Source organism: Mucilaginibacter sp. 21P (assembly GCF_019331605.1).
In the GTDB taxonomy this organism is placed as follows: Bacteria; Bacteroidota; Bacteroidia; order Sphingobacteriales; family Sphingobacteriaceae; genus Mucilaginibacter; species Mucilaginibacter achroorhodeus.
Window position 1 is genome coordinate 3,646,725 of the sequence record NZ_CP063061.1, and the last position, 24,911, is coordinate 3,671,635.

Below are 24,911 nucleotides of genomic sequence, written 5' to 3' on the forward strand. Positions count from 1 at the left end.
ACAAATTTACGCAAAAACAATACCCTAACAAATTCATTGATCATCATTACATCAAATGCCGCAGGTATAACTCCGGGTTATTTAAAAAGGATTTGGTAAGCGTGAAATGTTCAGTGTCAGTGTAACTCACTTCAGTTATTCCACTATCATCAAATTGCAGCACCGTGGCACTCGGATAACAAAGTAATATGGGCGAGTGTGTTGCTATCAGGAATTGCGCCCGGCCTCCTTTTTCCAATTCGCTGATCACCGACATAAACGCCAATACTCTTGCAGGCGACAAAGCAGCTTCCGGTTCATCAAGTATATAAACTCCACTCTCGAACTGGTTGTTAAATAAAGCTAAGAAAGATTCGCCGTGAGATTGTTGATGCAGCGAACGCCCGCCATATGCGTTTAAAATCCGACTGTCTTCTTTAGCGATCTCATCAATATAAGAAGCAAAATTAAAGAAGCTTTCCGCCCGCATAAAGAAACCTTCTGTTACCCGCCTGGGCGACCAGATCAATTTTAGGTACTCTGCCAGTGCCGATTCATAGCCTTCAAACCTGTGACCGGTATTTAAGTTATGGTTCCGGTTACCTCCCCGCAAATTAAAGCCACATTGTTCTGCTATACCCTCCAGCAAAGTAGATTTTCCGGAACCGTTCTCGCCCACAAAGAACGTGACGTTACTTTTCAACTCGAGATTTATGCCATTGCTTAGACTGGAAATCTGTTGCAAGTAGCTGTTCTCAATTGGCGGGCATAATATTTTATTTAAAGCAGGCATCGCTTTGGTAAATATATCAAATGGACTAATGTAAACCTGCGGGATGCTAAACAAAAAAGCCCCGATATTGCTATCAGGGCTTTAAAATTACTGTGCGGAAGAAGGGACTCGAACCCCCACGCCTCGCGGCGCCAGATCCTAAGTCTGGTGCGGCTACCAATTACGCCACTTCCGCGTTTGGTTTTTAAGAGACCGCAAAGATAGCGTTTCTCTGTAAACTATAAAATCAAAATATTCAATTTTGCGTATCTGCCTCATTATTTGGCGATAAATTTTCAATTAGCGTATTAAAGTATCCCGGCGAATGCAGCAAACGGCTGCCATACCATGAGAAAAGCTCACCGTCAACCAGTTTTATTTGGGCGTTCGGTAGCGTTGTTTTAAACTCTATCATGTGCTTTTCGGCAAAGGGATATGGTTCTGAAGATAAAAGCACTGCATCAGGGTTCAAATCTTTAAGGGCATCATCTGTGAGTTGAGGGTAACGGCCTTCCGTCACCAGGTTTTTAAAACCGCAGCGTTGGAGCAAATCATTGATAAAGGTACCCGAACCGGCGGCCATGTAGGGGTTCTTCCAAATGAAGTAAACGCAGCTAAGGTTTGTGTGTAAACCGTCAAGCGCGTCAAATCCTGATCTGATATTGTTTACCATCTGCACGGCCTTTTCGGCTGTGTCTGTAATCTGGCCTACGCGTTCGATCATTTCAAGCGCAGTATGCAGGTCGTTGATGTCGCTTGTCCAAACCGGGTAATGCTGCATCAACGCTTCTACCTGGCATTGCTCATTCTCCTCCTTGTTGGCAATGATCAGGTCGGGCTTTAGGGAATGGATCGCCTCCATGTTCAGTTGCTTTGTACCGCCGACTTTGCTCACCCGTTTCACCTGGTGTGCCGGGTGGATGCAGAATTTAGTGATGCCCACTACCCTGTCCGCAAGGCCAAGATCAAAAAGCAGCTCGGTTTGCGAAGGTACCAGCGAGATGATGCGTTTTGGTCTATCAGGCATCTCTACATTACGGTTCATCTGATCAACAAATAGCGGCATGTTTTTGGCTTGATTTGTACAACAGTAAAATTAGTAGTTTTGCGATGATGAATTATTTTGAATTTTACGACATTCCGGAGAGCTTTCAACCGGATGCCGCCCATATAAAGAAACAGTTTTACGCTTTAAGCAAGCAGTACCACCCGGATTTTCATGCCAATGCCGACGATGAAAAGCAACAGGAAATACTGGAACTTTCTACGTTAAACAACAAGGCCTACCAAACTTTGAGCGACCCAAATAAGGTGCTCGAGTACGTTTTAAAGCTTCACGATTTGGTTAGCGAGGGTGCAAAACCACAATTGCCTGCAGATTTTTTAATGGAAATGATGGACATTAACGAGCGCCTCATGGAAATTGAAAATGGAGAGCAGTTTGGCGAGATAAGCGCAGAAGTTGCTGCCATTGAGGGCGATATGAACGAAGAACTGAACAGCCTTACCCGCGATTACGAGACTTTGAACGATACGGCCAAGGAAAACCGGCTTAACGAAATTGCAAATATTTACTACAGACAAAAATATCTTTTGCGAATTAAAGAGAGTTTAGATACATTTGCAGCCCGCTTATAAGCAAACACGCTTAGCAAATGCCCAGATGGCGGAATTGGTAGACGCGCTGGTCTCAAACACCTGTGGGAAACCGTGCCGGTTCGACTCCGGCTCTGGGTACAAAGCCTGATACGAAAGTATCGGGCTTTGCTGTTTTATGATTTTACATGGAGATGCTTATCTTCGAAACATGGCTTTTGTTTATATACTATACTCCAAAACACTCAAAAAATTTTACGTTGGGAGTTGCAAAGACCTATTAAATAGATTGGACCAACATTTAAGCAAAGAATTTGAAAAAAGCTTCACTACAAAGGCTACCGATTGGAAATTGTATTGGTCTATCAATGAGCTTAACTACGAGCAGGCACGTTCAATAGAATTGCATATAAAGCGAATGAAAAGCAGAATTTACATAGAGAATCTTAAAAAGTATTCTGAGATTACTGAAAAGCTGAAAGTAAAGTACAAATAAAACGAATTATTTTTTATTGTGGACCAAGTCCGGCTATAAGTACGACAGACGTCGATTGATCCTTGTAAATTAATGAGTTACGGGGATTTTATTTTGCATGGGAATGAACCAGAATAAATAATTTGTTGATTTTCGGAAATAATACGCTCAATTAGCTTTCTGTAGCAATTTTGAATTACTTATCACTAATATTTTACTGGTATCAGGCTCGATTCCTAGCCTATCTCTAATTTCGTTTCTCAACGAGTTACTTATATTATCAAAGCTTTTCACCCCTCCAAGTTTAGAATCTTTAACATCTCTCACATCATTAATAAACATTTCAATCTGTTCATGACTACCAAAAAAAGTTAAATACATATTTGCTTCTTGTAAATATTCAATACTTTGATCCTCCCTCCCTTCCTGTCGAGCAGCCACGGCCCTTTCTATAGATAAAAAAGCATTTCCCAAATATTGGTTTTTAAGCTCTACCAATTTATTTTGTCTATTTGCGTAGCTGGTGCTAACGCTACTTACAACCCAACCGATTACTACAATTATAAGCGGAAGCGAGAGTTTTACCAAATCGGACAATTCATGCTTCTTTTTTGGATCCAAATTATCGTTACTCAGATTTTCGTTCAATTTATCGCTAGATTGACCGCTGTTGGCAGCGGATGATAGACTTCTTTTCCTGTTTTTATTATTCATCAAATTTTTGTGATAAGTTTAAGATTAAAGATAAAGTTTTATCATCCATTGATTTGTAAAAAGATTTTCATTATTCCATATTGTTTAAAAAGTTCAAGATTACAGTAAAAAAGCTTGTTTAAATTCAAACCTAACAATTAGGCAACGCCCAAATAATTCTTGACAAACCAACGTCGATTAAACTCCGAAAATTCCATATCATTGTTAACAATGAACACCTTACACAATGAAAAAACTGATTGGCTTCCGGGTAAAAGTTGGATAGCTTTCATTTTTGCAACCCTTGCTATTCTTTGGTTTGCGCACGCGGTTGCTTTTTTTCCGCACGAATATGCGCATGCCTTTACTGCCTGGATACTCGGCTGGAAAAGTAATCCCCTGGCTTTAAACTACGGAAACGCTGATCTGGCTAACGTGCTTATCCAGATCCAAATGGATGAGAATGTAAACTACGCGCCTATCTTCTCAAGCGGCCACGGGCACCAGGCCGGCTTTATTGCGCTCGCTGGGCTGCTCATCGGGAACCTTATAATTACTTACCCGCTTAGTCTGTGGTCTTTTTATTATGGCAAGCGACGTAACCGAAAATACCTTTTATATTTCAGCTATTGGCTATGTGTAGCCAGCGTAGGTAATTTGATCGATTACGTTCCGGTGCGAACGTTTGGGAAGTCGGGCGATATGTATACACTTGCCAAAGGATTCAATATCTCGCCCTGGGGCATCTGTTCAACGCTTGGTGTTCTGTTCATTCTCATTCTGCTACATTTCCTTATACTTTTCGCGCCTGAAGCGCTTCAAATTATTTCCCCGCAATCAGCTGCCCGACGTGTTGTTACGGCTATACTTACCAGCGGCGCCTTGTTCGGTTTTTACGGAGCTGTAGGTTTGCTCCAGGACAGTGAAACCTCACACATCATATCCAAGGTATCTATATTCCTCTTGATACCGGTAAGCCTTGCATTGGGAGTATGGCTAACCGAAAGGAAACGAAAGTCACAGCTTAGCTGATAAAACTTCTCATTAAAACCACTTCTCCAAAGTCAATCCATAAGTAAACAGCAAATTTTCGCTTAGCGTTCGGTTTACGCGGTTGTAGTTGAGCGAGGTGGTTAGCGCCAGCCAGCTTTGTAGTTTAAAGGACAGGTTGGTGGTTGAGCGGATATTGAAGTCGCTGCCACGGTCAAAGGAGTTTTGTAGAAAGTTAGAACCATCGAGCACGACCCTATCCCCTATGTTAAACCTGAACTGCAGCCGCAGCGAGTTGCGGAAGGTTGTGTACTCATCGCGTGTGTTATCGGGCAGGATCAGGTCGCTGGTGTCAAAAAGCACGCCTTCGCTCAGGTTAAGGTAGTTATTTTTGCTGTCTAAAAAGTTATAGGCTATACCGGCACCGGTAAGCAACTGGTTGTTTATCTTAAGCGAGTAGCTGGTATTGTAATTGGCTAATCCCCAATAGTAAAAATGCGAGATTCCTTTATACAGGTTAAAGTCTAAAGACGACGAAAAATCATTATTGCTTAAAATGCCGTTCTGCTTGCCATACACCCAACTGTTATTAAAGTTGAGCGAAATATCCTTACGCTTTACATTAAACTTTAAGCCATTGTTGAGCAGGTAAGCACTGCCATCGCGGGTTTTATTGATAGAGCCGGTAGACTGGAAAGCGGTGTGGTAAAATGTGCTGTCGTTAAACTGCGCAAAGGTTTTGTTGCCAAGCAGCAAACAAACGGCAGCTGCGATAAGGGTTATTAAATACGGCCTTTTTATTCCCATAAGCTTTAAAGGCAACAATATTTTTAGCGGGATGGTTTGCGGAAATGTCTATCAGATATGATGAGGAACAAATTACATCGCCTATTTCGCCAGGAACGGGTTAAACGTTCGCGCCCCTATTTCCATGCCCGATGCGCGGCAAATGGTTTTATCGCCAAACCTGAAATTGATATCATCCATGGCCTGGTAAAGCCGTATGCGCTCCTCGTTATCCTCAAATAAATTGATCTGGTAGCTACCGCTGCACAGGTTGCTTAATCGTACGCCTATCAGCCTGATGGGCCGGTGGTGGTTCCAGGCTTTATGCAGCAGGTTTTTTATGCCGGGTATTAGGATATGTTCTGCGGCCGTAAAAGCAATCTTTTGCTGCTGGGTATGGGTCTCAAAATTAGCATAACGGATCTTGATGGCCAGGCATGATGCCAGCTTGTTCTCGCGGCGCAGTTTGCCTGCCAGTTCTTCCGTCATGGCTATCAGGATATTCTCCAGCGTACGCTGATCTTTAATGTCGCTTTCAAAGGTATGTTCAGTAGAGATGGATTTCCTGTCGCCGTGCGGTGCAACCTCGCTATCGTCAATCCCGTTGGCCTTGTTGTAAATAAACAAACCCATTTTCCCAAAAACGGCTTCTAAAAACTTAAGGTTTACGCGCTGCAGGTCGCCTATTTTCTCCAGTCCGTACTGGTATAGTTTCTGACAAGTGCTTTCGCCCAGTCCGGGTATTTTTCGAATATTCAGCGGCGCTAAAAACTCTTTCTCTTTACCATGCGGTATCCAAAGCTGTCCGTTAGGCTTAGCACTGTTAGTAGCCATTTTTGCCAGTGTTTTGCTTGATGCCATACCGAATGAGATTGGCAGGCCGGTATCTCGGATAACTTTTTGCCGTAGCTCGGTAGCCAGTTTATAGGGATCGTAGAACCTGTCCATCCCGGTAAGGTCGATATAGAACTCATCTACCGACGATTTTTGGTACAGCGGCACCATATCATGGATGATCTGCGTTACCTCACGCGAGGCATCTGAATAGCGCCCATGCGTGCCGCGCACTACAATAGCATGCGGACAAAGCTTAAGCGCCTGCCTGGTAGGCATTGCCGAATGGATGCCATAAGCGCGGGCCTCATAACTTGCAGATGCTACCACTCCCCTGTCCTTTGAACCGCCGATAATTACCGGCTTGCCAATAAGCGAAGGATCAAACTTTCGCTCAACGGAAACAAAGAAAGAGTCGAGATCAATGTGGACGATGTAGCGCTTTGCATCCATACACAAATATGAAAATTTATTTTTATTTGCTAAAATAATTAGCAAAATTTGTCTACCAATTCACATCAAAATGACAGGTTACGCCGACTATCTTTTCTTATTATCGCCACCGCAACCTGTTATTGACGAAGTTGCGCGCTACAAAAAAGCCTCGGCTAAACACATTGGCGATTTCAGCAGCATGAACTCTAATGCGCATATCAGCGTTATGACAGCCGAACGCCAGAAACCTTATTTTGCAGAGAATACTTTAAATCGTTTAGAGCAGCGCCTGGCCATTATGCCGCCCATATTGTTGCATATTGATGGATTTAAATACTTTGAGCACCTGCACAATAAAAAAACAATTTATGCAGCCATAAGGAACACGCCTGCCGTTGATGATTGGTTTGAATTGATGAGGAAGAACCTGGGTATCAAAAAAGTTTTTTTGCCGCATGTAACGGTTTGCCGCAACATTTCAAATGAACAGTTTAATACGTTGTGGCCCCATTTTAGGCACAAACGCTGGATGGAACCGTTTTGGGCCAATGAGCTTGTTATAACGCGGCGAGAAACCTTTGAGCCTTTCGCTAAACCGCAAACGGTGAAGCGTATTGTTTTTAGAAGCAACAAAGGGTTTGTGGATACGACTGATAAGGCCGATAGTAACGAACAGATGAATTTGTTTTAAGATGACGGACGTGCGGCAAATGATGTTTATGAACCTGATCTCGTTACCGGACGAGAGCAACGCGCACATTATGCGTTTTAAACGCGCATGTGCCAAACACATCGGCCAGTTTGCAAGCATGAACTCGAGGGCGCATATCTCGTTCCCAGCTTTGGTATTTGATGAAAATACCTCTGCCACTTCCTTTAATTATGATGATTACTACCGCGTGATACAAAGCATTTTGGGAAACGTGCCTGCAATCAGTTTAAAAGTAAAGGGTTTCGAGTACCTGCAGCACGGCGACCAGCACCGTACCATATGCGCCGCACTCGAGCTTGATCCGGTAACCATGCGCTGGTTCAGCTTTTTTGAAAAGATCTTCCCAACGAAGCAAAAATTAAAGCCGCATATCACCATTGCCCGCAAAATACCAACCGCGTCCTTCAACATCCTTTGGCCGCATTTTCAGAAGATCGACTTTAAAGACCGCTTCACTGTAAGGAACATAACCGTACTGCATAAACCCAGCAACCAGGCCGGGCCATATCAGCTGTATAAAGATATTTCACTTAGAAAAGGCAATTAGCTTTAAATACCGACTGACAAAATTCTGTCAGCGTTCACAGGCGTTCACGATGTTCACAAGTGTTCATGCCGTGAACGTGAACACCTACTTTTTCGCCAAAATATCGTTAATTATCATGTCTGCATGTATGCGCGAGTTCTCTATGAACCACAAATGGGTATCCAACCCACCACATACTACGCCCGCAAGGTATAAGCCCGGCTGGTTTGTCTCCATCGTTTGCGGGTTGTATTCGGGTATGAACTTATCGGCAGTGAGATTGATGCCAAGCTTAGCTAAAAACTCAAAATTGGGCTTGTAACCGGTCATGGCCATCACAAAATCATTGGGGATGGTGACACGGCCATCGGGGGTATCAATGTCTACCTCCGTTTCGCGGATAGCTGCAAGGTTGCTGTTAAAGTAAGCCTTAACGGTTCCTTCCTTAATGCGGTTAATGATATCCGGCCTCACCCAATACTTAACCCGGTGACTGATCTCGCTATCGCGTACTACCAGGGTAACATTAGCCCCCTTGCGGTAGGTTTCCAGGGCCACATCAATGGCAGAGTTGCTGCTGCCCACTACCACAATGTTCTGCATGGCATAGTAGTGCGGGTCTTTGTAGTAATGTTTAACCTTTGGCAGGTCTTCGCCAGGGATATCAAGGTTAACCGCAATATCATAAAACCCGGTAGAAAGAATTACCTTTTTTGCCTGGTAAGTTTGCTTAGCTGATGTGATCTCATACCCACCGTCTACGGGCTTAACGCCGGTTATCTCTTCAAACAAATTAATAGGCAACTGATTAGATACGGCAACGCGGCGGTAATATTCCAAAGCTTCGGCACGTGTAGGCTTGTTGTTGATGGTAACAAACGGGATTCCTCCTATCTCCAGCTTTTCTGATGTGGAGAAGAAGGTCATGGTAGACGGGTAATTGTACAGCGAATTAACCAGGCAACCCTTTTCAACAATTACAAAGCTTAGTCCGGCTTTTTGAGCCACCAAACCGCAAGCAATACCAATAGGGCCACCACCAATGATCAATATATCAAGCATGGCAGCTAATATAAGCAGCACATCCGAGGAATGCTTAGTAAAGGGTGCTTAATTTACAATTATGAATTTGAGGAGACTATTACGGCCCAAACCGAATTTTTGGGCATAAAAAATGGGTAAGCTACTTTTATCGCGCCGCTCAACTCTCTACCCTTGCTGCGTTCCCACCCTGGGGGAGTTCAAGAGGAGCTGGCCGTAAAAGACTTACCCGGGGCAAAGATAGAAAAAGATGCGTTTTTGATTAAGAAAATGTTAAAAAAGGCCAATCTTAACGTTACTCACCTGATTATGAGAATCTTTATTTAGCCTTTGAAAAGCCATTCGTCTACAAATTCCCATGGACCACCCTTGTATTCCCAAAGGGTTAAGCCTTGGGTTACCGCTTTAAACGGCTCAAAGTGATCAGAAACTTTAAGTAATGTTGATTGTGCAACTACAGGATCTACCTTGTTTTGTATCGTAATATGTGGCCAAAGGGTATGCTTATCCTGCGGGATAAGCCATTGTTCCCAAAGTGCCTGCATGTGTTTGTGCATCATCAGCAGTTGTGGTGATTCTATCTTATAGGCCACGCCCCTGCCGATGTGTTTGGGGCTGGTGATATCCATTTCAAAAACGGATGTAGATGCGGCGATATCAGCAATATCGCCTAATATTTGCTGTTCACCCGCAGGCAATTGATGAAAAAGCATAACATGAGCATCAAGCCAGTTGCGATCGGAAGGGAAATACTGCTTGCGCAGGGCATCAAAATATTCTTGTGTTTTGTTGTCTATCTTTAATGTTAATAATAATGGATCGGCATGCATATTTCACCAAGAAACAATACTCGTGCCGAACGTTTCTACCACCAATCAATGCTTACACGCATTTTGTGAGTTATATTAATATTTCCGTATTGTAATGTTTTAAGTTGAGGTGTAAATTATCGAAGTTTTTCTTGCATAAATAAAATTTAATGCAATAATTTGCACAAATTTTAAAAAGCAACCCATCTTTTAATTAAAATGAAAAAACAAAACATAAACAGAATGAATATCAGGTCAGTAATTGCGCCTGCTATCACTGCTTTAATGTCTGTTGTTTTGTTCTTCCCTCCTAACCGACGACGATTGTTTATACCAAGGGTTTGAATTGATATTTAATCATCAATCAACCGGAAAGAAGATCAAACTTCTTTAAACAATGTTTCTCTAATTATAAGGCTAAAAAGGCCAATAATTTAACGGTATTTCCCTATAATAATGACCATACAAGATTTTGATATAATTGTAGCATCTGCACAGCACGCAGACTATGCCGCTATGATATGTGATGAAATGGCCGAGTCTGCAAAGGCACGCGGTACCGGTATTGCACAGCGTTCGCCAGAGTATGTTGCCAATAAGATGCTGGAAGGCAAAGCTGTTATCGCTTTGCACAAAGATGGCACATGGGCAGGTTTTTGCTACATCGAAACCTGGAGCCACGGCGATTTTGTTGCCAACTCCGGCCTGGTTGTAAGTCCGATATTTCGCAAGGTAGGTTTGGCTAAAGCTATCAAAAAAGAAATATTTAAGTTATCACGCAAAAAATATCCCAATGCAAAAATATTCGGTTTGACTACCGGTTTGGCTGTAATGAAGATCAATTCAGATTTGGGTTATGAGCCTGTCACCTATTCTGAACTAACCCAAGACGAAGATTTCTGGAAAGGTTGCAAAAGCTGCGTTAACTACGATATCTTAATGAGCAAGAACCGAAAGAATTGCATGTGCACGGCCATGCTTTTTGACCCGGAAGAAGTGCAAAAGCAATACGAAGAGAAGATGAAAAAGATAACGCACAAAGCGACGCTTTTAGAGCGCATAGAAGCAGCAATTAAGCGGAGAATGGAGAAACTGGTAACCGTGCATTAATAAGAGCTGCGTCGCTTCGCTTCTCCCCCAAAAAAGAATACAACACGCGGTGACCGCGTTTTAGATAACATCAGATGCCACGCGGCATCTGTACCATGAGAAAACAACAATGGACAAACAAAAAGTAGTATTGGCATACAGCGGCGGATTAGATACATCTTTCTGCTGTATTTATTTAACACGCGACCTGGGTTATGAAGTGCACTCAGTAATTGTTAATACCGGTGGTTTTAGCGAAGAAGAGCTGAAAAACGTTGAAGAACGTGCTTACCAGATGGGTGTTACATCACACCACGTGGTTGATGAGACCGAAAACTTTTACAATACCTGCGTACGTTACCTTATTTACGGTAACGTGCTAAAGAATAATACTTACCCGCTATCGGTTAGTGCCGAGCGCGTGAGTCAGGCTACAGCCATTGCCAACTATGCAAAAGAAATTGGCGCCGTTGCGGTCGCCCACGGCAGTACCGGTGCGGGTAACGATCAGGTAAGGTTTGATATGATCTTTAACATCCTTGTTCCCGAGGTGCAGATCATTACACCTATACGCGACTTGAAACTTAGCCGCGAGGAGGAAATAGAATACCTGAAAAAACATGGTGTAGAGATGAATTTTGAAAAAGCAAAGTACTCCATCAATAAAGGTATTTGGGGAACATCTGTGGGTGGTAAGGAAACCCTTACATCACATCTTGGCCTGCCCGAGGATGCGTGGCCAACACAAGTTACCAGTTCAGAGCCAAAAACGCTCGAGTTAGTTTTTGAGAAAGGCGAATTGAAAGCTATTGACGGGACGCATTATGATCATCCAACTAAAGCCATACAAATTTTGCAAGCCATTGCACAGCCCTACGGTATAGGCAGGGATATCCACGTTGGTGACACTATCATCGGCATTAAAGGCCGCGTTGGTTTTGAAGCCGCTGCTCCAATGGTGATCATTAAAGCGCACCACACCCTGGAAAAACATGTTCTTACTAAATGGCAGTTATCATGGAAAGACCAGTTATCTTCTTTTTATGGCAACTGGTTGCATGAAGGTCAGTTTCATGATCCAATCATGCGTAACATTGAGGCTTTTCTAACGGATACCCAAAAACAGGTTAGTGGTAAAGTATTTGTTGAGTTACATCCGTATCGCTTCCAGGTTGTTGGTATCGAATCAGATCATGACCTGATGAGCAATAAATTTGGCAGCTATGGCGAAATGAACAACGCATGGAGCGGCGAAGATGTAAAAGGCTTCAGCAAGATATTTGGCAACCAGGTGATGATATATCACAAAGTAAACGGACAGGACTAATTATGGCAAACCCCATTTTTTCGAGAAGCGAATGCTTAAGCACCTACAAATGGGGTGATGACTGCTATGGCTGGAACTACGTTGACACAGATGCGCTATCAATAAAACAAGAATTGATGCCTCCTGATACATCTGAGCAACTGCATTATCACGAGAAGGCTTCACAGTTTTTCTTTGTGCTGAAAGGCAGAGCAACTTTTACCATTAACGGCGAGATAAGCATTTTGAAACCGGAGCAAGGTATCGAGATAAAACCAGGTCAGCAGCATTTTATTAGTAATAGAGAAAGCAGCGACCTTGAGTTTATCCTTTATTCCTCACCATCTACTAAAAATGACAGAATTAACCTCTAATATAAAAGCAGGCATTATTGGCGGTGCCGGTTACACCGGTGGCGAAATGCTGCGGATATTGATCAATCACCCCAACGTTGACATCATTTTTGTTCACAGCAACAGCAATGCGGGCAACTATGTTTATGATGTTCATAAAGACCTGTTTGGGGATACCGACCTTAAGTTTTCGGCTGAACTATCAAACAACGTTGATGTGCTGTTCCTTTGTGTTGGCCATGGCGATGCGCGTAAGTTTTTAGAGGCAAATCAAATTCCCGATCACATTAAGGTTATAGATCTAAGTCAGGATTTCAGGCTGAATCAAAATTCAACAATCAAAAGCAAAAACTTTACATACGGCTTGCCCGAGTTGAATAGAGATGCCATAAAATCAGCTGATAACATCGCTAATCCTGGTTGCTTTGCTACCTGTTTACAATTAGGCCTGCTGCCTTTAGCATCAAAAGGTTTACTAAAAAACGAGGTACATATCACCGCTACAACTGGTTCAACCGGTGCCGGTCAAGGCTTGTCACCTACTTCACACTTTACATGGAGAAACGATAACCTATCTGTTTACAAGGCTTTTACTCACCAACACCTAAACGAGATCGGCCAATCGCTTAATCAGGCTGCAAATACTTTTACTCCCCCTTCAGGGGGTTGGGGGACTCTAAATTTTATACCATATCGTGGCGATTTTACCCGTGGCATTATTGCATCCATGTATACGGAAAGCAACCTTACCGAAGCAGAAGCATTAAAGCTTTACCATGATTACTATGCGGAGCACCCGTTTACACATGTAACTAACAAAGATATTGACCTTAAGCAGATCGTAAACACAAACAAATGCTTTATACAGGTTAAGGTATTTGATAATAAGGTATTTATTATCAGTATTATGGACAACTTACTTAAAGGCGCATCCGGCCAGGCAGTACAAAACATGAACTTAATGTTTGGCCTGAACGAGAGCGCCGGATTACGACTGAAGGGGGTGGCATTTTAATTAGGATGAACGGATAAAGGTCAAAGGCGAAAGGTGACCCCATTCCAATCATCAACAAGGAAGACAAAACCTTTATTCTTTCGCCGTTAACCTTTTACCTCAGTATAATGAAATTATTCGACGTATATCCAATCAATCCGATCAATATAATTAAAGGCCAGGGAAGCCTGGTTTATGATGATAAAGGCACAGAATACCTTGACCTTTATGGCGGCCATGCGGTAATATCAATCGGTCACACTAATCCACATTACGTAAAACGTTTGGAGGATCAACTGCACCAGATAGGCTTTTATTCAAACTCAATTGAGATACCGTTGCAAAAGCAACTTGCAGAGAAACTTGGCCGTGTTTCTGGCAAAGAAGATTATCAGCTATTCCTTTGTAATTCGGGCGCTGAAGCAAATGAGAACGCTCTAAAACTTGCATCATTTTACAATGGTAAAAAGAAAATAATTGCGTTTAAAAAAGCTTTCCACGGCCGCACATCGTTGGCGGTGGCTGCCACCGATAACCCCAAAATTGTTGCACCGGTAAATGAAACCGATAACGTGGTTTTTCTTCCGTGGAACGATGAGGCAGCTCTTGAGCAAGCTTTTAAAGAACACGAGGTATCTTCAGTTATCATTGAAGGCATACAAGGTGTTGGCGGCATACAAGTTGCCGCGGTTAACTTCCTTCAAAAAATAAGATCACTTTGTGACGAACATAACGCTGTTTTCATAGCTGATTCCGTGCAATGTGGTTATGGCCGTACAGGTAAATTTTTCTCACACGATTTTGCCGGTGTCAACGCTGACATTTATTCAATGGCTAAAGGCATGGGTAATGGCTTCCCGGTCGGCGGTATCATTATTTCGCCAAAGATAGCGCCTGCCTATGGTATGTTAGGTACTACGTTCGGTGGTAATCACCTGGCTTGTGCAGCAGGCTTAGCCGTTCTTGAAGTTATTGAACAAGATAACCTGATGCAAAACGCCGCAGAGATCGGCGATTATCTGATAACAGAGCTTAAGAAATTTGATCAGGTGAAAGAGGTGCGCGGCAGGGGTTTAATGATAGGCATTGATCTTCCGGAAGAATTATCTAATGTGAAAAAAGATCTGTTGTTTAAGCACCATATCTTTACCGGAGAGGCTAAACCAAACGTTATCAGGCTCTTACCTGCACTTAATTTAACTAAAACTTACGCAGATAGGTTCCTGGAGGCATTTGACGCAACTTTAAATAACGCATAATAAATTATACGCTATTCAAGCCCTCTTCTTTTAAGGAGGATTTGAATAACGCAAAACAAGGCTCATGAAACTCTTCTCTTCTGTAAATGATGTTACTGATCTACAGGCACTGGTAAAACAGGCTTTAGCGGCAAAAAAAGATCCGTTTGCTAACCAGCATTTGGGCAAAAACAAAACCATAAGCCTGGTTTTTCTTAATCCCAGCCTGCGTACACGCATGAGCACCCAAAAGGCAGCCATGAATTTGGGTATGAACGTTATAGTACTTAACATCGATAAAGAAGGATGGGCTTTAGAATTGCGTGATAATGTAATTATGAATGGTACTACCGTAGAGCACATCCGCGAGGCTGCGGCAGTGATGGGTGAATATTCTGACATCATTGGAGTGCGCTCGTTTCCAGGTTTACAAGACCGTGATGAAGATTACAGCGAAAGCATATTTAATAAGTTTGTTGAGTTTTGTAAGGTACCTGTTGTTAGCCTGGAGTCTGCTACACGCCACCCGCTGCAAAGCCTTGCCGACCTGGTTACCATCGAGGAATTAAAAACCAGGTCACGCCCAAAAGTGGTGTTGACATGGGCCCCACACATCAAAGCACTTCCGCAGGCAGTGCCTAACTCATTTGCAGAATGGATGTGCAAAGCAGATGTTGATTTTGTGGTAACACATCCCGAAGGATATGCCCTTTCAGAACAATTTACTGAGGGAGCAACTATAACAATTAATCAGGAAGAAGCATTAAAAGATGCAGATTTCATCTATGTAAAAAACTGGTCGGCTTATGAACCTTATGGCGCTGTTACCAACGGCAATAAAGATTGGATGCTAACCAACGCCAAATTGGATGAGCTTGCCCCCCAATCAATGGTAATGCATTGCCTTCCCGTTCGCCGGGATCTGGAGCTCTCATCAGAGATATTAGATGGCCCGCGTTCTATCGTAGTACATGAAGCTGGCAACCGTGTTTGGGCCGCGCAGGCAGTATTAAAACAGATGTTGGAAGCTTTATAGTAAGCGTCCACGACTGTCTTCACTTCTGACTCTTATATTTCCCGATTATTTGCAAAAATGTATATACCTAAACACTTCCAAATAACTGAAAAGCAGCAAGCTATCCACTTTATGCGAAAGTATGCCTTTGCTCCAATAGTGACGGTATTGAACCGCATACCAGAGGCAACACACCTGCCTTTTGCGATTGAAGAGCGTGGTGATGAGGTTGTATTGCTCTCACATTTTGCGAAAGCAAATACGCAGGTTAACGCAATTGAGCAGGGACCATCTTTAGTGATATTCACCGAGCCACATGCTTACATTTCGCCAAAGAATTACGAGAAAGAAACAAATGTACCTACCTGGAACTATATAGCTATACATGCTTACGGCAAAGCCAAACTGATAAAAGACGAAACGGCTGTAGGCGCCCTGCTGGCTAAAACCATCAGCACTTATGAGCAGGATTATTTAAAACAGTGGAACAGATTGCCAGGCGATTATAAGCACAAAATGATGAATGGCATTGTAGCTTTTGAGCTTGTGGTGACGGATCTGCAAGCCAAATATAAACTAAGCCAAAACCGCAGTGCGATTGAGCAGCAAAACATAATCAATAATTTAGACAGCTCAGAAACCGACAATGAAAAAGAAATTGCGGATTACATGAAGCAATTAAAACATTAACTCTCTGGGCCATTTTTGTAAATGGCATTGATAACCTTATTAAGTGTTAATCCCTGGACGATGATTGAGAATATCACAATAAAATAAGTTCCGGCGAGTATAAAATGTTTGTATTCAGATGTTGGCAGGGAAAGCGCCAAAGCTATGGAGATACCACCACGCAAACCCGCCCATGTTAATATATTGATGCTGCCATAATTAACGTTAAGACTTCTGCGCAAAAAGGTTAAAGGTAACATAATGCTTCCCCAGCGTGCTATCAGGATAAGGGCTATACCCAAGGCCCCCGATAGCCAGTAATGCTGTAAAAATGGAAAATTCACCATTTGCAAGCCTATCATAACAAACAGCATAGTATTCAGCAGTTCGTCTATCAAGGTCCAGAATTTTTCAAGCGCCTGGTGCGAGCGGTCAGTCTTATCAACATTGATAGAACGACCACCTGCAAACAGCCCGGCAGTAACCACAGCCAAAGGAATAGACAGGTGCAGGTAAGTAGCTATCAAAGAATTAGCCATAACCAAAGCGAACGAAACTAATACCACGGTTTGAAAATCATCTATCGATTTCATCAGCCTGTGTGCTAAAAATCCGGTGATTGCACCCAAAGCAATACCTCCAAATACTTCCTGCACAAAAAGTATTACTGCTTTACCAAAATCAACATTGTTAACGCCTGATTGCGTGATCTCCAATAGCGTAATAAAAAGTACCAGCCCTATACCGTCATTAAACAATGATTCGCCTGATATAATCGTTTCCAGATTGTTTGGCAGCTTAGACCCGGTGATAATAGCACTTACTGCAACCGGATCAGTTGGTGAAATAAGTGCTCCGAATAGCAGGCAGTATATGTAAGGCATATCTATCTTAAGCAGATCGGTTATGAAATACAGTAACGAACCAAATATTGCAGTAGATATGATAACGCCTATAGTACTCAACACAAAAACCGGCCTCATCTCCTTTTTCAGACGCTTTTTATCCAGGTTAAAAGCGCTTGCAAACAACAAAAACCCCAGCAAAATATTTAATACCGTTCTGGAGAAGTTGATATTTTTAGCCAGCATGGTAAGATAGTCTGCAATGTTTGGGTCTAACTTGTCTATTACGATGGTAATTAGCGACCCAATGATAGCTAAGGACATAATGCCGATAGTACCGGGCAGCTTAAGCCAACGGGCATTTATATATGAGTACAGGGCGCTTAAAATTACGAGTAGCGCAATTATAAAGAAGAGATGCATTTACGTGGTTTGAAGATACCTTCACTGAAAGCCATCCTAACGAGGGACGGGATCCACGGTCATGGTATCGGTTTTAAAGTATCGGATCACTAACCTGTTATCACTGTTGCGGGTTAGATAGTTTATAGCCCAATTTAAGAAAACAATCGCTTTATTGCTAAATCCGGCTAACGATAACAAGTGTACAAACATCCACAACAACCATGCAAAAAAGCCCTGAAACTTAAATTTCTTAAGGTCGGCTACCGCTTTATTACGGCCAATGGTGGCCATGGTACCCAGATCGTGATATGCAAATGGCGTTGTCGGTTTACCCTCGATAATGTTCCGGAGGTTTTTTGCCAAATGCTTACCCTGCTGCAGGGCCACCTGCGCTACCCCGGGGTAGCCGGCCGGATTAGCATCCGTTTGTACAAATGAAACATCACCTATCGCAAAAATATTGCTGTAGCCTTTTACGCGGTTAATGTCGTCGGTGATCAACCTGCCACCTTTTGCAACTGTTTCTTCGGGCATACCGTTGGGTACTTCGCCTTTTACACCGGCAGCCCACAAAACATTGCGAGTTTGAATAACCGTACCGTCGTCTATTTTTAAAATAGACCCGTTGTAACTTGATACGTGAACACCGGTATGTATGCTCACATCCATCTCTTTTAAAAATTGCTTTGCCTTTAACGAAGCTTCTGATGACATAGCGGCTAACAATTCTGGCTTGCCCTCTACCAAATAAACCTTCATATCAGCATTGCACAAGCCAGGATAGTCTTTGCAAAGAATGTATTTTCGCAGCTCTGATATCGCTCCGGCAAGCTCCACCCCGGTTGGCCCTCCGCCAACTATTACGAAAGTAAGCAAGGCATCACGTTCCGCTTTATCTGAAGTTACCAGTGCCTTCTCTAGGTTTTGCAACATCAAACTGCGGATGTTTAAAGCTTCTGCAATATTTTTCATGGGCATCGCATAATGCTCAAGTTCCTGGTTGCCAAAGAAATTAGTGTTAGCCCCCGTAGCTATTACCAGGTAATCATAAGTGTAATTACCGGCATCGGTTTCTACTGTATTGGTTTTGGTATCGATATTGTTAACGCTGGCCAAATGAAAAGTAAAGTTCTTTTGCCTGCTGAAAATTCGCCTGATTGGAAAACCTATAGAATCGGCCTCAATTGCACCTGTGGCCACCTGGTATAAAAGTGGCTGAAAGGTGTGATAATTATGTTTATCTAAGAGCAGCACATCTACAGGTGCATCTTTTAATTTTTTTGCTAATTGTACCCCGCCAAATCCTCCGCCTATAATTATAACTCGTGGTTGTTTGTTTTCCTGTTTATTCATAGCAACAATGGCCTTGTGCATCTAAGCTACAAACCCTGATGAATATTGCTAACATGCTAAGCAGTTATGTGTTTTAAATGAAGGTATTTTTACAATAGCAAGTAAATTATTCTTACAACCATAAAATAGCTATTATTGCTACCGAACTCCTATAGTAAATAATATGCAAGCGCTTCATGTAATTAAAATTGGTGGTAACGTAATTGATAATTCTGAAAACCTGCACAGGTTTCTAAAGGATTTTACCGCACTTGATGGCCATAAGATCTTGATACACGGTGGCGGCAAAGTTGCTACCCAGATCTCTGAAAGTATGGGTATTGAAGCTAAAATGATTGATGGCCGCCGCATAACTGATATTGATACCTTGCGCATTGTAACCATGGTTTACGGCGGTTTGATCAACAAAAACATTGTAGCCCAATTGCAGCGATACGGCAATAATGCTATTGGCCTTACCGGTGCCGATGGTAACATGATACACGCACAAAAGCGCCCGGTAAAAACCATTGATTATGGCTTTGTGGGTGATCTTAAAGAAGATTCTGTTAATGCTGACAATATCGCCAAATTGCTTGATGGAGGCTTTACCCCTGTTTTTTGTGCCTTAACGCACGATGGCGAAGGCCAATTGCTTAATACAAATGCAGATACTATTGCCTCAGCACTGGCTGTAGCGCTTGCGGAGAAGTATGAAACCACGCTCATCTATTGTTTTGAAAAGAAAGGCGTATTGCACGATGTTAACGACGATGAATCATTGATCAGGGAGATCAACCCTGAACGTTATCATAAACTCAAACAAGAACAGGTAATACACAGCGGCATGATCCCTAAGCTGGATAATGCCTTTGCAGCCATATCTTGCGGGGTTAAGGCTGTAGTCATCGGCCATTCTGACGACCTGGGGCAATTGAAAGGCAAACATGCCTTTGGTACACGTTTAAGCGAATAAAACACACATGGAAACAAAAAAACACATAGCTATCTTAGGCAGCGGTAATATTGGTTTGGCTTTAGCCAAGGGGTTGGTAAAAGCGGGCATTTTTGCGCCGTCGCAAATTACGCTAACGCGCCGCAACGTGGCGGCTTTAGATCATATTGCTATTGAGGGTTATAACGTTACAGCCAATAATGCTGAAGCCGTTACCAAAGCTAATATTGTTGTCCTGGCCATATTGCCGCAACAACTAAATAAGTTGCTTGATGAGATAAAACCAGCTGTTACTTATGGTAAGCATTTGCTCATCTCTGTGGTATCTGGGGTAAGTTGCCAGGATATCCGCAATCAACTGGGGCTTGATGTTGAGGTGATACGCGCTATGCCCAATACCGCTATCGCTATTGGCCATAGCATGACCTGTATTGCTACAGACACTGCTTCTGCAGAGAATATCAGTTTGGTAAAATCACTTTTCGATACTGTAGGTGTCAGCATCCAGATAAACGAGGAGTTGATGACATCAGCAACGGCCTTATGTGCTTGCGGTATTGCCTTTTTCCTGCGTTCTATACGTGCGGCATCGCAAGGCGGCACCGAAATTGGTTTTCATGCACATGATGCGCTTAAAATGGCTGCACAGACGGCAAAAGGTGCTGCAGATCTATTACTGCAACTGGCATCACATCCCGAGCAGGAAATAGACAAGGTTACCTCTCCAAAGGGTTGCACCATAGCCGGACTGAACGAGATGGAACATAACGGTTTCAGTTCGGCACTAATTAAGGGCATCAAAACTTCAGCCGAAAAAGCAGGTGCGCTTTACAAAAGCGAATAAAGCATAGTTATGAAAACATATCTTAAAAGAGCCGCGATCACCATATTTTCATTAGGATTACTTGCTTTTACGGTAACCCGACCATCTAAAGTTAATATTGTTTTTATCGGCGATAGCATCACTTACGGCCAAAATAATGCCGGGTTGCAGCCTTCGGTTTATGCGCTGAATTTCCTGAAAGAGAAATTTCAAGGAATTCAATTCATACAGGCCAACCGAGGGGTGAGCGGATACACCACTAAAAATTTCTTACCGGGTGAACCTGACTTTGAAAAGGTGGTGAAAGATGCCGATGTTTATTACAGAGACAACTCTGCACAGTTGATATTCTCAGTTATGCTGGGCACTAATGATAGCGCTATTAATGGACCTTATGGAGCGCCGGTCTCTCCTGAACAATATCTCAAAAACCTAAGCACAATTGCCGATAGCATTTTAAAACTTTACCCCAATAGCAAAATAGTTTTCAACTCCCCTATTTATTACAGCCCCAATACCTATAACGGTGCGATGTATTTGCAGGAGGGTTTGGATCGTTTGCAGCTTTACTATCCTCAGATAGATGCTTTAGTAAAGCATTACAACACAGCCAACCCCAACCATGTATATTTGGGTTACACAAATGGCTTTGCTGATTTTAAAAAGGACTATCTACACCTTTTTATACCCGAACAAGGCCATCAGGGTGTATTTTACCTGCATCCCAATAAAGAGGGTGCAAAAATATTAGGCCAAAACTGGGGAAAGGCTTTGGCTAAGGTTATCGGTAATCAGCTCTACTGATCTTCGTCGGCAGATTTTTGTTTTTGAGTGGGTGGTGTAGAGGTTAGGTTACCAAATTCATCAACGTAAGCTATATCATCTGCGCCAGTACCATTTTCTTTGCGTTCTTGCTTGCGCTGTGCTTTATCTTCTTTCTTTTTCTGGCGATTTTTTTCCAGTTGTTTCTTCATAAATGTTGCTTGTGATTTAGCCATATTTTATATATCGGGTTTAAATGAAATAAAAAGCACCTGCCGGTTAGACAGGTGCTACGATTAAATTTTATAGTGATTTTTTAAATTACTTTTACATTTACCGCGGTAAGGCCTTTTTTGCCTTCTTCTACATCAAACGTTACTTTATCGTTTTCACGAATTTCGTCAATGAGGCCAGTCGAGTGTACAAAAACATCGCTTCTGCTTTCACTCTGAGAAATGAATCCAAAACCTTTAGTGGCATTGAAAAACTTTACTGTTCCTTCTTTTTGCATTATTATTTTTAATTAAGTACGCAATGTAGTCAATAAAATCCGCCTTTTACTTAAAATAAAATTATTTAACGTTGTTTTAAATATTTACAGAAGCTATATTACTGAATGGTAACAACTTATCCGCAAGCGTTAATTCTTAAAAATGAAATGCACTGATTTTCAATATATAAAGACTACCTTTAAAAACCTCCTTAGTTGCATTTCGCTGCAAAACGAAGCGGTTGAATATTTTCTGCCGTTTAAAATTTAACTTATATATAATGAGTAAAGAGAAAAAAGTTCAAAAGAGAACAAGAAAGCGCCATCTGTTAACGTCAATAAAAAACAGTCTGATTATCAGTCCGGAAAAAATTCAGTGTCCGCAGTTATACCTGTTAAAAAGAAATAACATGACTGATAAAGATATAATATTTGAAACCAGCAGGTATGTATATGACCTGACAAATCTTGCAAAAGAACACGGCTTTAAACCAGAGGAGAACTGGGAATTAAGTATGCAAAGTACTGTAGGCAAAACCAGGATCCAGCGTGATTTTTATCCCAATAATGTAGCAAAAATTTCGCCGGATATACTGCTTCAGGTATTACACTCTATAAAAACCAAGCTAAACCTGCCGCTTACGCAGGAAGAAGAGGCAGCGAATAAACAAACCATCAATTTAGATGAACTGCAGTATTTGGTTGCCTATAATCCCAAGCGCCCGCGTAATTAACTATAAAAGTTCGTTCGCAAGATTTGCAAGTTCACTGCGTTCACCTTTTTGCAGGGTAATGTGCGCGTAAAGCGGATGTCCCTTTGCTTTATCAATAAGATATGACAGGCCGTTACTTTCGGCATCAAGGTATGGGGTATCTATCTGGTAAATATCGCCCGTAAAAACAAATTTACTGTTCTCCCCTGCCCTTGAGATAATGGTTTTAACTTCATGCGGTGTAAGATTTTGAGCCTCATCTACTATGAAGAAGATCTTACTTAGCGTACGCCCTCTTATAAAGGCCAGCGGAGTAATGGATATTTTATCATTAGTGACCAATTCATCCAATTTAGCCTGCATTTTGGCATCCTCTACAAACTGGTCTTTTATAAATTTAAGATTGTCCCATATCGGTGCCATATAGGGGTCTATCTTTGAAGATACATCGCCCGGTAAAAAACCTATATCCCGGTTGCTAAGCGGGATGGTTGGGCGGGTAACAAATATTTGCCGGTAGTTTTTGCGTTGCTCCAAAGCGCTGGCAAGGGCCAGCAAGGTTTTGCCTGTGCCTGCGTTACCCTGTATGGTAACCAGTTTAATATCCGGGTGAAGCAAAGCATGTATGGCAAAGGCCTGTTCAAGGTTACGGGGCTCTATATTCAATACAGGCTGCTCATTAACTTTCTCGACCGTTTTACTCTGCGAATTATAGAACGCCGCTGTGGTGCCGTTTTTACCGTTAAGTATAATAAAATGATTACCCGCATTTTCGGGTATGTTAACGACCTCTGCACCAATAGATTCTTGTTTGTTAAGCTTACTTAAAACTTTCTCTGTGATTTTATTGAGAGTGGTTTTACCACTATACAACTCTTCCAGGTTTTTAACCTTACCTGTTTCGTAATCCTCTGCGAACAAGTTTAACGCCTTTGCTTTGAGGCGCAAGCAAATATCTTTTGATACCAAAATCACTTTCCTGTCGGGATGTTCAAATTGTACGCCGAGGGCAGCATTAAGTATGCGGTGGTCCGTTTTATCCGAGCCGAAAACCAGTTCGGCATCGGCGCTGGTATTTTTGGTATCTAAAACTACTTTAAACTGGCCATGACTTTTACCATTTAGTGGCAACCATTGATTGATGAGACGGTTCTTAGCCAGATCATCCATGATGCGGATAAAACTACGCGCCTCAAAGTTGCGCGTGTCGTTTCCGGTTTTCATGTTGTCCAGCTCTTCCAGCACTTGGATAGGGATAGCAACGTCATGTTCCTGGAAATTTTCGAAGGCGTTATGGTCGTACAGGATAACCGAGGTATCCAGCACAAATATTTTCTTTTTTCCGTCTGTTTTTCCTGTAGATTCCTTCATAGAAGGCTAAAATAACGAAATAGTTGTGAGATGTTTAAATGTTGTGCTGCTAAATGTTTGATTGGAATCAGTAACTACAACAGGTATATAAAATGGAAAACGGAAGCCTCTCTTGCGAAACGACCTCCGTTTTTCCTTCCCTCATATTGGCCATAGCCGCTATGAAGCATCAAGTTTTGTGTGATCTTTAACCGACCCGCTCTCCTCGTTGTTATACTCCGAACGCTGATCTATCTTTTATCCCTGCGAATACCGATGGATCACTTTGTTGGTACGTATACAATGCACATTGTCTGTTACCTTGCGGAGGTGCTTTATCATACCCTGCCAAACCTTCGCTATGTCCCTGCTCTTGCGAGCCTGGCAGCCTTAATGTTTGCGGATGCTGATCTGCCCTATCCTCCCGAGGGGAAGTCGACCCTGCCATCATTCCGTGCAACACTGATCATCTTTTTCTGTAGTGAATACCGATTTCTCGTTGTTACGCTAACGCCGATTCCTGGTGCGATCATTATCTAAGCCATTTTTTCCGTAGAATTGTTTGGCTATTTGATAATACCCCGCTAATTACCTTCCAGGTAAAGTGCCGTAGCTCTTTGCTCCTTTTCGTAATTCAGGCACGTCCCTGATCTTTAGTTCGCCCAAAAGTTCACCCGATTCAGTTTGTGTTATCCTGTGAGGCTGTCAAAGTACGTCGTTCTTGATATTTACAATATCGGAACTTTTTGGTACCCCTGTCAAGTGTTTTATTTAAACACTTTATTAACATTTATTCAATGGTTATCAACAGGAGATTTAAGGTAATTTGGCAATTTTAATTAGTTTGTTAACACCTACGATTACTAACACTATGGTTGAATTTGTCACTTTGAACGAGCAATTAATCAGCGTTATTGCGAGCAA

The 24,911-nt window shown here is 42.3% G+C and carries 29 protein-coding genes, 2 tRNA genes and 1 other RNA gene; 18 read left to right on the forward strand and 14 right to left on the reverse strand.

Annotation, left to right across the window (positions count from 1 at the left end; genetic code table 11):
- Nucleotides 1-46: 46 nt before the first annotated feature.
- The 3 genes from INP83_RS16235 to INP83_RS16245 all read right to left on the reverse strand — a co-directional run bounded on the left by INP83_RS16235 (nucleotide 47) and on the right by INP83_RS16245 (nucleotide 1,817).
- Nucleotides 47-772 (reverse strand): AAA family ATPase, encoded by a 726-nt coding sequence (locus INP83_RS16235; protein WP_219125088.1) that lies wholly within the window; start codon nucleotides 770-772, stop codon nucleotides 47-49.
- Nucleotides 773-865: 93 nt separating this feature from the next.
- Nucleotides 866-947: transfer RNA gene (locus tag INP83_RS16240), tRNA-Leu, on the reverse strand.
- Nucleotides 948-1,007: 60 nt separating this feature from the next.
- Nucleotides 1,008-1,817: a helical backbone metal receptor gene (locus INP83_RS16245; RefSeq protein ID WP_219125089.1), complete on the reverse strand. Its 810-nt coding sequence runs from the start codon at nucleotides 1,815-1,817 to the stop codon at nucleotides 1,008-1,010.
- A gap of 44 nt (nucleotides 1,818-1,861) precedes the next feature.
- Between INP83_RS16245 and hscB the strand changes: the two genes are divergently transcribed.
- The 3 genes from hscB to INP83_RS16260 all read left to right on the forward strand — a co-directional run bounded on the left by hscB (nucleotide 1,862) and on the right by INP83_RS16260 (nucleotide 2,843).
- The gene (gene hscB, locus INP83_RS16250; protein WP_255563175.1) at nucleotides 1,862-2,389 is read left to right on the forward strand and encodes a Fe-S protein assembly co-chaperone HscB; all 528 of its coding nucleotides are present in this window, start codon (nucleotides 1,862-1,864) and stop codon (nucleotides 2,387-2,389) included.
- Nucleotides 2,390-2,408: 19 nt separating this feature from the next.
- Nucleotides 2,409-2,488: transfer RNA gene (locus INP83_RS16255), tRNA-Leu, on the forward strand.
- Between the two features lie 70 nt (nucleotides 2,489-2,558).
- A complete protein-coding gene (locus tag INP83_RS16260; RefSeq protein WP_255563316.1) occupies nucleotides 2,559-2,843 on the forward strand; it encodes a GIY-YIG nuclease family protein in 285 nt (94 codons plus the stop codon).
- Nucleotides 2,844-2,990: 147 nt separating this feature from the next.
- Here INP83_RS16260 and INP83_RS16265 read toward each other — a convergent pair whose 3' ends face one another.
- On the reverse strand, nucleotides 2,991-3,536 hold the full coding sequence (locus INP83_RS16265; RefSeq protein ID WP_219125091.1) for a hypothetical protein: 546 nt from the start codon (nucleotides 3,534-3,536) through the stop codon (nucleotides 2,991-2,993).
- Nucleotides 3,537-3,746: 210 nt separating this feature from the next.
- Between INP83_RS16265 and INP83_RS16270 the strand changes: the two genes are divergently transcribed.
- Complete coding sequence (locus tag INP83_RS16270) at nucleotides 3,747-4,547, forward strand: hypothetical protein (protein WP_219125092.1); 801 nt, start codon at nucleotides 3,747-3,749, stop codon at nucleotides 4,545-4,547.
- Between the two features lie 12 nt (nucleotides 4,548-4,559).
- Here the strand turns inward: INP83_RS16270 and INP83_RS16275 are convergent, their stop codons facing one another.
- The gene (locus INP83_RS16275) at nucleotides 4,560-5,312 is read right to left on the reverse strand and encodes a DUF481 domain-containing protein (RefSeq protein WP_219125093.1); all 753 of its coding nucleotides are present in this window, start codon (nucleotides 5,310-5,312) and stop codon (nucleotides 4,560-4,562) included.
- A gap of 81 nt (nucleotides 5,313-5,393) precedes the next feature.
- Nucleotides 5,394-6,578, reverse strand: coding sequence for a DNA polymerase IV (gene dinB / locus INP83_RS16280; RefSeq protein WP_219125094.1), 1,185 nt, complete (start codon nucleotides 6,576-6,578; stop codon nucleotides 5,394-5,396).
- A gap of 70 nt (nucleotides 6,579-6,648) precedes the next feature.
- Here dinB and INP83_RS16285 point away from each other — a divergent pair, with 70 nt between their 5' ends.
- Both INP83_RS16285 and INP83_RS16290 read left to right on the forward strand, forming a co-directional pair.
- Nucleotides 6,649-7,251 carry a 2'-5' RNA ligase family protein gene (locus tag INP83_RS16285; RefSeq protein ID WP_219125095.1) on the forward strand — a complete coding sequence of 201 codons (603 nt, stop codon included), beginning with the start codon at nucleotides 6,649-6,651 and terminating at the stop codon, nucleotides 7,249-7,251.
- Nucleotide 7,252: 1 nt separating this feature from the next.
- Nucleotides 7,253-7,819, forward strand: coding sequence for a 2'-5' RNA ligase family protein (locus INP83_RS16290; protein WP_219125096.1), 567 nt, complete (start codon nucleotides 7,253-7,255; stop codon nucleotides 7,817-7,819).
- Nucleotides 7,820-7,903: 84 nt separating this feature from the next.
- On the opposite strand, the gene INP83_RS16295 is transcribed toward INP83_RS16290, so the two are convergent.
- The 3 genes from INP83_RS16295 to INP83_RS16305 form a co-directional block, all read right to left on the reverse strand.
- Nucleotides 7,904-8,860 carry a YpdA family putative bacillithiol disulfide reductase gene (locus tag INP83_RS16295; RefSeq protein WP_219127714.1) on the reverse strand — a complete coding sequence of 319 codons (957 nt, stop codon included), beginning with the start codon at nucleotides 8,858-8,860 and terminating at the stop codon, nucleotides 7,904-7,906.
- Nucleotides 8,861-8,971: 111 nt separating this feature from the next.
- Nucleotides 8,972-9,070, reverse strand: an RNA gene (ffs, locus tag INP83_RS16300) — signal recognition particle sRNA small type.
- Between the two features lie 92 nt (nucleotides 9,071-9,162).
- Nucleotides 9,163-9,669 carry a 2'-5' RNA ligase family protein gene (locus INP83_RS16305; protein ID WP_219125097.1) on the reverse strand — a complete coding sequence of 169 codons (507 nt, stop codon included), beginning with the start codon at nucleotides 9,667-9,669 and terminating at the stop codon, nucleotides 9,163-9,165.
- 435 nt (nucleotides 9,670-10,104) lie between these two features.
- Here INP83_RS16305 and INP83_RS16310 point away from each other — a divergent pair, with 435 nt between their 5' ends.
- The 7 genes from INP83_RS16310 to INP83_RS16340 all read left to right on the forward strand — a co-directional run bounded on the left by INP83_RS16310 (nucleotide 10,105) and on the right by INP83_RS16340 (nucleotide 16,333).
- Nucleotides 10,105-10,758 (forward strand): GNAT family N-acetyltransferase, encoded by a 654-nt coding sequence (locus INP83_RS16310; RefSeq protein WP_146269616.1) that lies wholly within the window; start codon nucleotides 10,105-10,107, stop codon nucleotides 10,756-10,758.
- 109 nt (nucleotides 10,759-10,867) lie between these two features.
- Nucleotides 10,868-12,064 carry an argininosuccinate synthase gene (gene argG, locus INP83_RS16315; protein ID WP_146269617.1) on the forward strand — a complete coding sequence of 399 codons (1,197 nt, stop codon included), beginning with the start codon at nucleotides 10,868-10,870 and terminating at the stop codon, nucleotides 12,062-12,064.
- 2 nt (nucleotides 12,065-12,066) lie between these two features.
- The gene (locus INP83_RS16320; RefSeq protein ID WP_219125098.1) at nucleotides 12,067-12,417 is read left to right on the forward strand and encodes a cupin domain-containing protein; all 351 of its coding nucleotides are present in this window, start codon (nucleotides 12,067-12,069) and stop codon (nucleotides 12,415-12,417) included.
- The gene (gene argC, locus INP83_RS16325) at nucleotides 12,398-13,411 is read left to right on the forward strand and encodes an N-acetyl-gamma-glutamyl-phosphate reductase (RefSeq protein WP_219125099.1); all 1,014 of its coding nucleotides are present in this window, start codon (nucleotides 12,398-12,400) and stop codon (nucleotides 13,409-13,411) included. Before INP83_RS16320 ends, argC begins: the two co-directional genes overlap by 20 nt.
- Nucleotides 13,412-13,518: 107 nt before the next feature.
- Complete coding sequence (locus tag INP83_RS16330; RefSeq protein ID WP_219125100.1) at nucleotides 13,519-14,649, forward strand: aspartate aminotransferase family protein; 1,131 nt, start codon at nucleotides 13,519-13,521, stop codon at nucleotides 14,647-14,649.
- Between the two features lie 64 nt (nucleotides 14,650-14,713).
- Nucleotides 14,714-15,664, forward strand: a complete 951-nt coding sequence (locus INP83_RS16335; RefSeq protein ID WP_219125101.1) for an acetylornithine carbamoyltransferase — start codon at nucleotides 14,714-14,716, stop codon at nucleotides 15,662-15,664.
- Between the two features lie 57 nt (nucleotides 15,665-15,721).
- Nucleotides 15,722-16,333, forward strand: a complete 612-nt coding sequence (locus INP83_RS16340; RefSeq protein WP_219125102.1) for an FMN-binding negative transcriptional regulator — start codon at nucleotides 15,722-15,724, stop codon at nucleotides 16,331-16,333.
- Here INP83_RS16340 and INP83_RS16345 read toward each other — a convergent pair.
- The gene (locus tag INP83_RS16345) at nucleotides 16,330-17,580 is read right to left on the reverse strand and encodes a sodium:proton antiporter (protein WP_219125103.1); all 1,251 of its coding nucleotides are present in this window, start codon (nucleotides 17,578-17,580) and stop codon (nucleotides 16,330-16,332) included. The two genes, INP83_RS16340 and INP83_RS16345, sit on opposite strands and share 4 nt — an antisense overlap.
- Nucleotides 17,581-17,616: 36 nt before the next feature.
- On the reverse strand, nucleotides 17,617-18,915 hold the full coding sequence (locus tag INP83_RS16350) for an NAD(P)/FAD-dependent oxidoreductase (RefSeq protein ID WP_219125104.1): 1,299 nt from the start codon (nucleotides 18,913-18,915) through the stop codon (nucleotides 17,617-17,619).
- Nucleotides 18,916-19,078: 163 nt separating this feature from the next.
- Here INP83_RS16350 and argB point away from each other — a divergent pair, with 163 nt between their 5' ends.
- The 3 genes from argB to INP83_RS16365 are packed head-to-tail and all read left to right on the forward strand — an operon-like array spanning nucleotide 19,079 to nucleotide 21,476.
- A complete protein-coding gene (gene argB / locus INP83_RS16355) occupies nucleotides 19,079-19,870 on the forward strand; it encodes an acetylglutamate kinase (protein ID WP_219125105.1) in 792 nt (263 codons plus the stop codon).
- Between the two features lie 7 nt (nucleotides 19,871-19,877).
- The gene (gene proC, locus INP83_RS16360) at nucleotides 19,878-20,693 is read left to right on the forward strand and encodes a pyrroline-5-carboxylate reductase (protein ID WP_219125106.1); all 816 of its coding nucleotides are present in this window, start codon (nucleotides 19,878-19,880) and stop codon (nucleotides 20,691-20,693) included.
- Between the two features lie 9 nt (nucleotides 20,694-20,702).
- Nucleotides 20,703-21,476 carry a GDSL-type esterase/lipase family protein gene (locus INP83_RS16365; RefSeq protein WP_219125107.1) on the forward strand — a complete coding sequence of 258 codons (774 nt, stop codon included), beginning with the start codon at nucleotides 20,703-20,705 and terminating at the stop codon, nucleotides 21,474-21,476.
- Here INP83_RS16365 and INP83_RS16370 read toward each other — a convergent pair.
- Together INP83_RS16370 and INP83_RS16375 are read right to left on the reverse strand one after the other, a co-directional pair.
- The gene (locus INP83_RS16370) at nucleotides 21,470-21,670 is read right to left on the reverse strand and encodes a hypothetical protein (RefSeq protein ID WP_146269628.1); all 201 of its coding nucleotides are present in this window, start codon (nucleotides 21,668-21,670) and stop codon (nucleotides 21,470-21,472) included. The two genes, INP83_RS16365 and INP83_RS16370, sit on opposite strands and share 7 nt — an antisense overlap.
- An 80-nt stretch (nucleotides 21,671-21,750) precedes the next feature.
- On the reverse strand, nucleotides 21,751-21,945 hold the full coding sequence (locus tag INP83_RS16375; protein ID WP_146269629.1) for a cold-shock protein: 195 nt from the start codon (nucleotides 21,943-21,945) through the stop codon (nucleotides 21,751-21,753).
- 389 nt (nucleotides 21,946-22,334) lie between these two features.
- Between INP83_RS16375 and INP83_RS16380 the strand changes: the two genes are divergently transcribed.
- The gene (locus tag INP83_RS16380) at nucleotides 22,335-22,658 is read left to right on the forward strand and encodes a hypothetical protein (protein WP_146269630.1); all 324 of its coding nucleotides are present in this window, start codon (nucleotides 22,335-22,337) and stop codon (nucleotides 22,656-22,658) included.
- Here the strand turns inward: INP83_RS16380 and INP83_RS16385 are convergent, their stop codons facing one another.
- Nucleotides 22,659-24,008 carry a PhoH family protein gene (locus tag INP83_RS16385; protein ID WP_146269631.1) on the reverse strand — a complete coding sequence of 450 codons (1,350 nt, stop codon included), beginning with the start codon at nucleotides 24,006-24,008 and terminating at the stop codon, nucleotides 22,659-22,661.
- 255 nt (nucleotides 24,009-24,263) lie between these two features.
- Here INP83_RS16385 and INP83_RS16390 point away from each other — a divergent pair, with 255 nt between their 5' ends.
- Complete coding sequence (locus INP83_RS16390) at nucleotides 24,264-24,527, forward strand: hypothetical protein (RefSeq protein WP_219125108.1); 264 nt, start codon at nucleotides 24,264-24,266, stop codon at nucleotides 24,525-24,527.
- Nucleotides 24,528-24,911: the final 384 nt, after the last annotated feature.

Coding starts and splice junctions, on each gene's coding strand:
- proC (WP_219125106.1), top strand. CDS start 19,878: ATGGAAACAAAAAAACACATAGCTATCTTAGGCAGCGGTAATATTGGT.
- INP83_RS16345 (WP_219125103.1), bottom strand. CDS start 17,580: ATGCATCTCTTCTTTATAATTGCGCTACTCGTAATTTTAAGCGCCCTG.
- INP83_RS16285 (WP_219125095.1), top strand. CDS start 6,649: ATGACAGGTTACGCCGACTATCTTTTCTTATTATCGCCACCGCAACCT.
- INP83_RS16290 (WP_219125096.1), top strand. CDS start 7,253: ATGACGGACGTGCGGCAAATGATGTTTATGAACCTGATCTCGTTACCG.
- INP83_RS16340 (WP_219125102.1), top strand. CDS start 15,722: ATGTATATACCTAAACACTTCCAAATAACTGAAAAGCAGCAAGCTATC.
- INP83_RS16265 (WP_219125091.1), bottom strand. CDS start 3,536: ATGAATAATAAAAACAGGAAAAGAAGTCTATCATCCGCTGCCAACAGC.
- INP83_RS16390 (WP_219125108.1), top strand. CDS start 24,264: ATGGATCACTTTGTTGGTACGTATACAATGCACATTGTCTGTTACCTT.
- INP83_RS16235 (WP_219125088.1), bottom strand. CDS start 772: ATGCCTGCTTTAAATAAAATATTATGCCCGCCAATTGAGAACAGCTAC.
- argC (WP_219125099.1), top strand. CDS start 12,398: ATGACAGAATTAACCTCTAATATAAAAGCAGGCATTATTGGCGGTGCC.
- INP83_RS16305 (WP_219125097.1), bottom strand. CDS start 9,669: ATGCATGCCGATCCATTATTATTAACATTAAAGATAGACAACAAAACA.
- hscB (WP_255563175.1), top strand. CDS start 1,862: ATGATGAATTATTTTGAATTTTACGACATTCCGGAGAGCTTTCAACCG.
- INP83_RS16260 (WP_255563316.1), top strand. CDS start 2,559: ATGGCTTTTGTTTATATACTATACTCCAAAACACTCAAAAAATTTTAC.
- argG (WP_146269617.1), top strand. CDS start 10,868: ATGGACAAACAAAAAGTAGTATTGGCATACAGCGGCGGATTAGATACA.
- INP83_RS16375 (WP_146269629.1), bottom strand. CDS start 21,945: ATGCAAAAAGAAGGAACAGTAAAGTTTTTCAATGCCACTAAAGGTTTT.
- argB (WP_219125105.1), top strand. CDS start 19,079: ATGCAAGCGCTTCATGTAATTAAAATTGGTGGTAACGTAATTGATAAT.
- INP83_RS16335 (WP_219125101.1), top strand. CDS start 14,714: ATGAAACTCTTCTCTTCTGTAAATGATGTTACTGATCTACAGGCACTG.
- INP83_RS16310 (WP_146269616.1), top strand. CDS start 10,105: ATGACCATACAAGATTTTGATATAATTGTAGCATCTGCACAGCACGCA.
- INP83_RS16380 (WP_146269630.1), top strand. CDS start 22,335: ATGACTGATAAAGATATAATATTTGAAACCAGCAGGTATGTATATGAC.
- INP83_RS16350 (WP_219125104.1), bottom strand. CDS start 18,915: ATGAATAAACAGGAAAACAAACAACCACGAGTTATAATTATAGGCGGA.
- dinB (WP_219125094.1), bottom strand. CDS start 6,578: ATGGATGCAAAGCGCTACATCGTCCACATTGATCTCGACTCTTTCTTT.
- INP83_RS16320 (WP_219125098.1), top strand. CDS start 12,067: ATGGCAAACCCCATTTTTTCGAGAAGCGAATGCTTAAGCACCTACAAA.
- INP83_RS16330 (WP_219125100.1), top strand. CDS start 13,519: ATGAAATTATTCGACGTATATCCAATCAATCCGATCAATATAATTAAA.
- INP83_RS16295 (WP_219127714.1), bottom strand. CDS start 8,860: ATGCTTGATATATTGATCATTGGTGGTGGCCCTATTGGTATTGCTTGC.
- INP83_RS16275 (WP_219125093.1), bottom strand. CDS start 5,312: ATGGGAATAAAAAGGCCGTATTTAATAACCCTTATCGCAGCTGCCGTT.
- INP83_RS16270 (WP_219125092.1), top strand. CDS start 3,747: ATGAACACCTTACACAATGAAAAAACTGATTGGCTTCCGGGTAAAAGT.
- INP83_RS16370 (WP_146269628.1), bottom strand. CDS start 21,670: ATGGCTAAATCACAAGCAACATTTATGAAGAAACAACTGGAAAAAAAT.
- INP83_RS16365 (WP_219125107.1), top strand. CDS start 20,703: ATGAAAACATATCTTAAAAGAGCCGCGATCACCATATTTTCATTAGGA.
- INP83_RS16385 (WP_146269631.1), bottom strand. CDS start 24,008: ATGAAGGAATCTACAGGAAAAACAGACGGAAAAAAGAAAATATTTGTG.
- INP83_RS16245 (WP_219125089.1), bottom strand. CDS start 1,817: ATGCCGCTATTTGTTGATCAGATGAACCGTAATGTAGAGATGCCTGAT.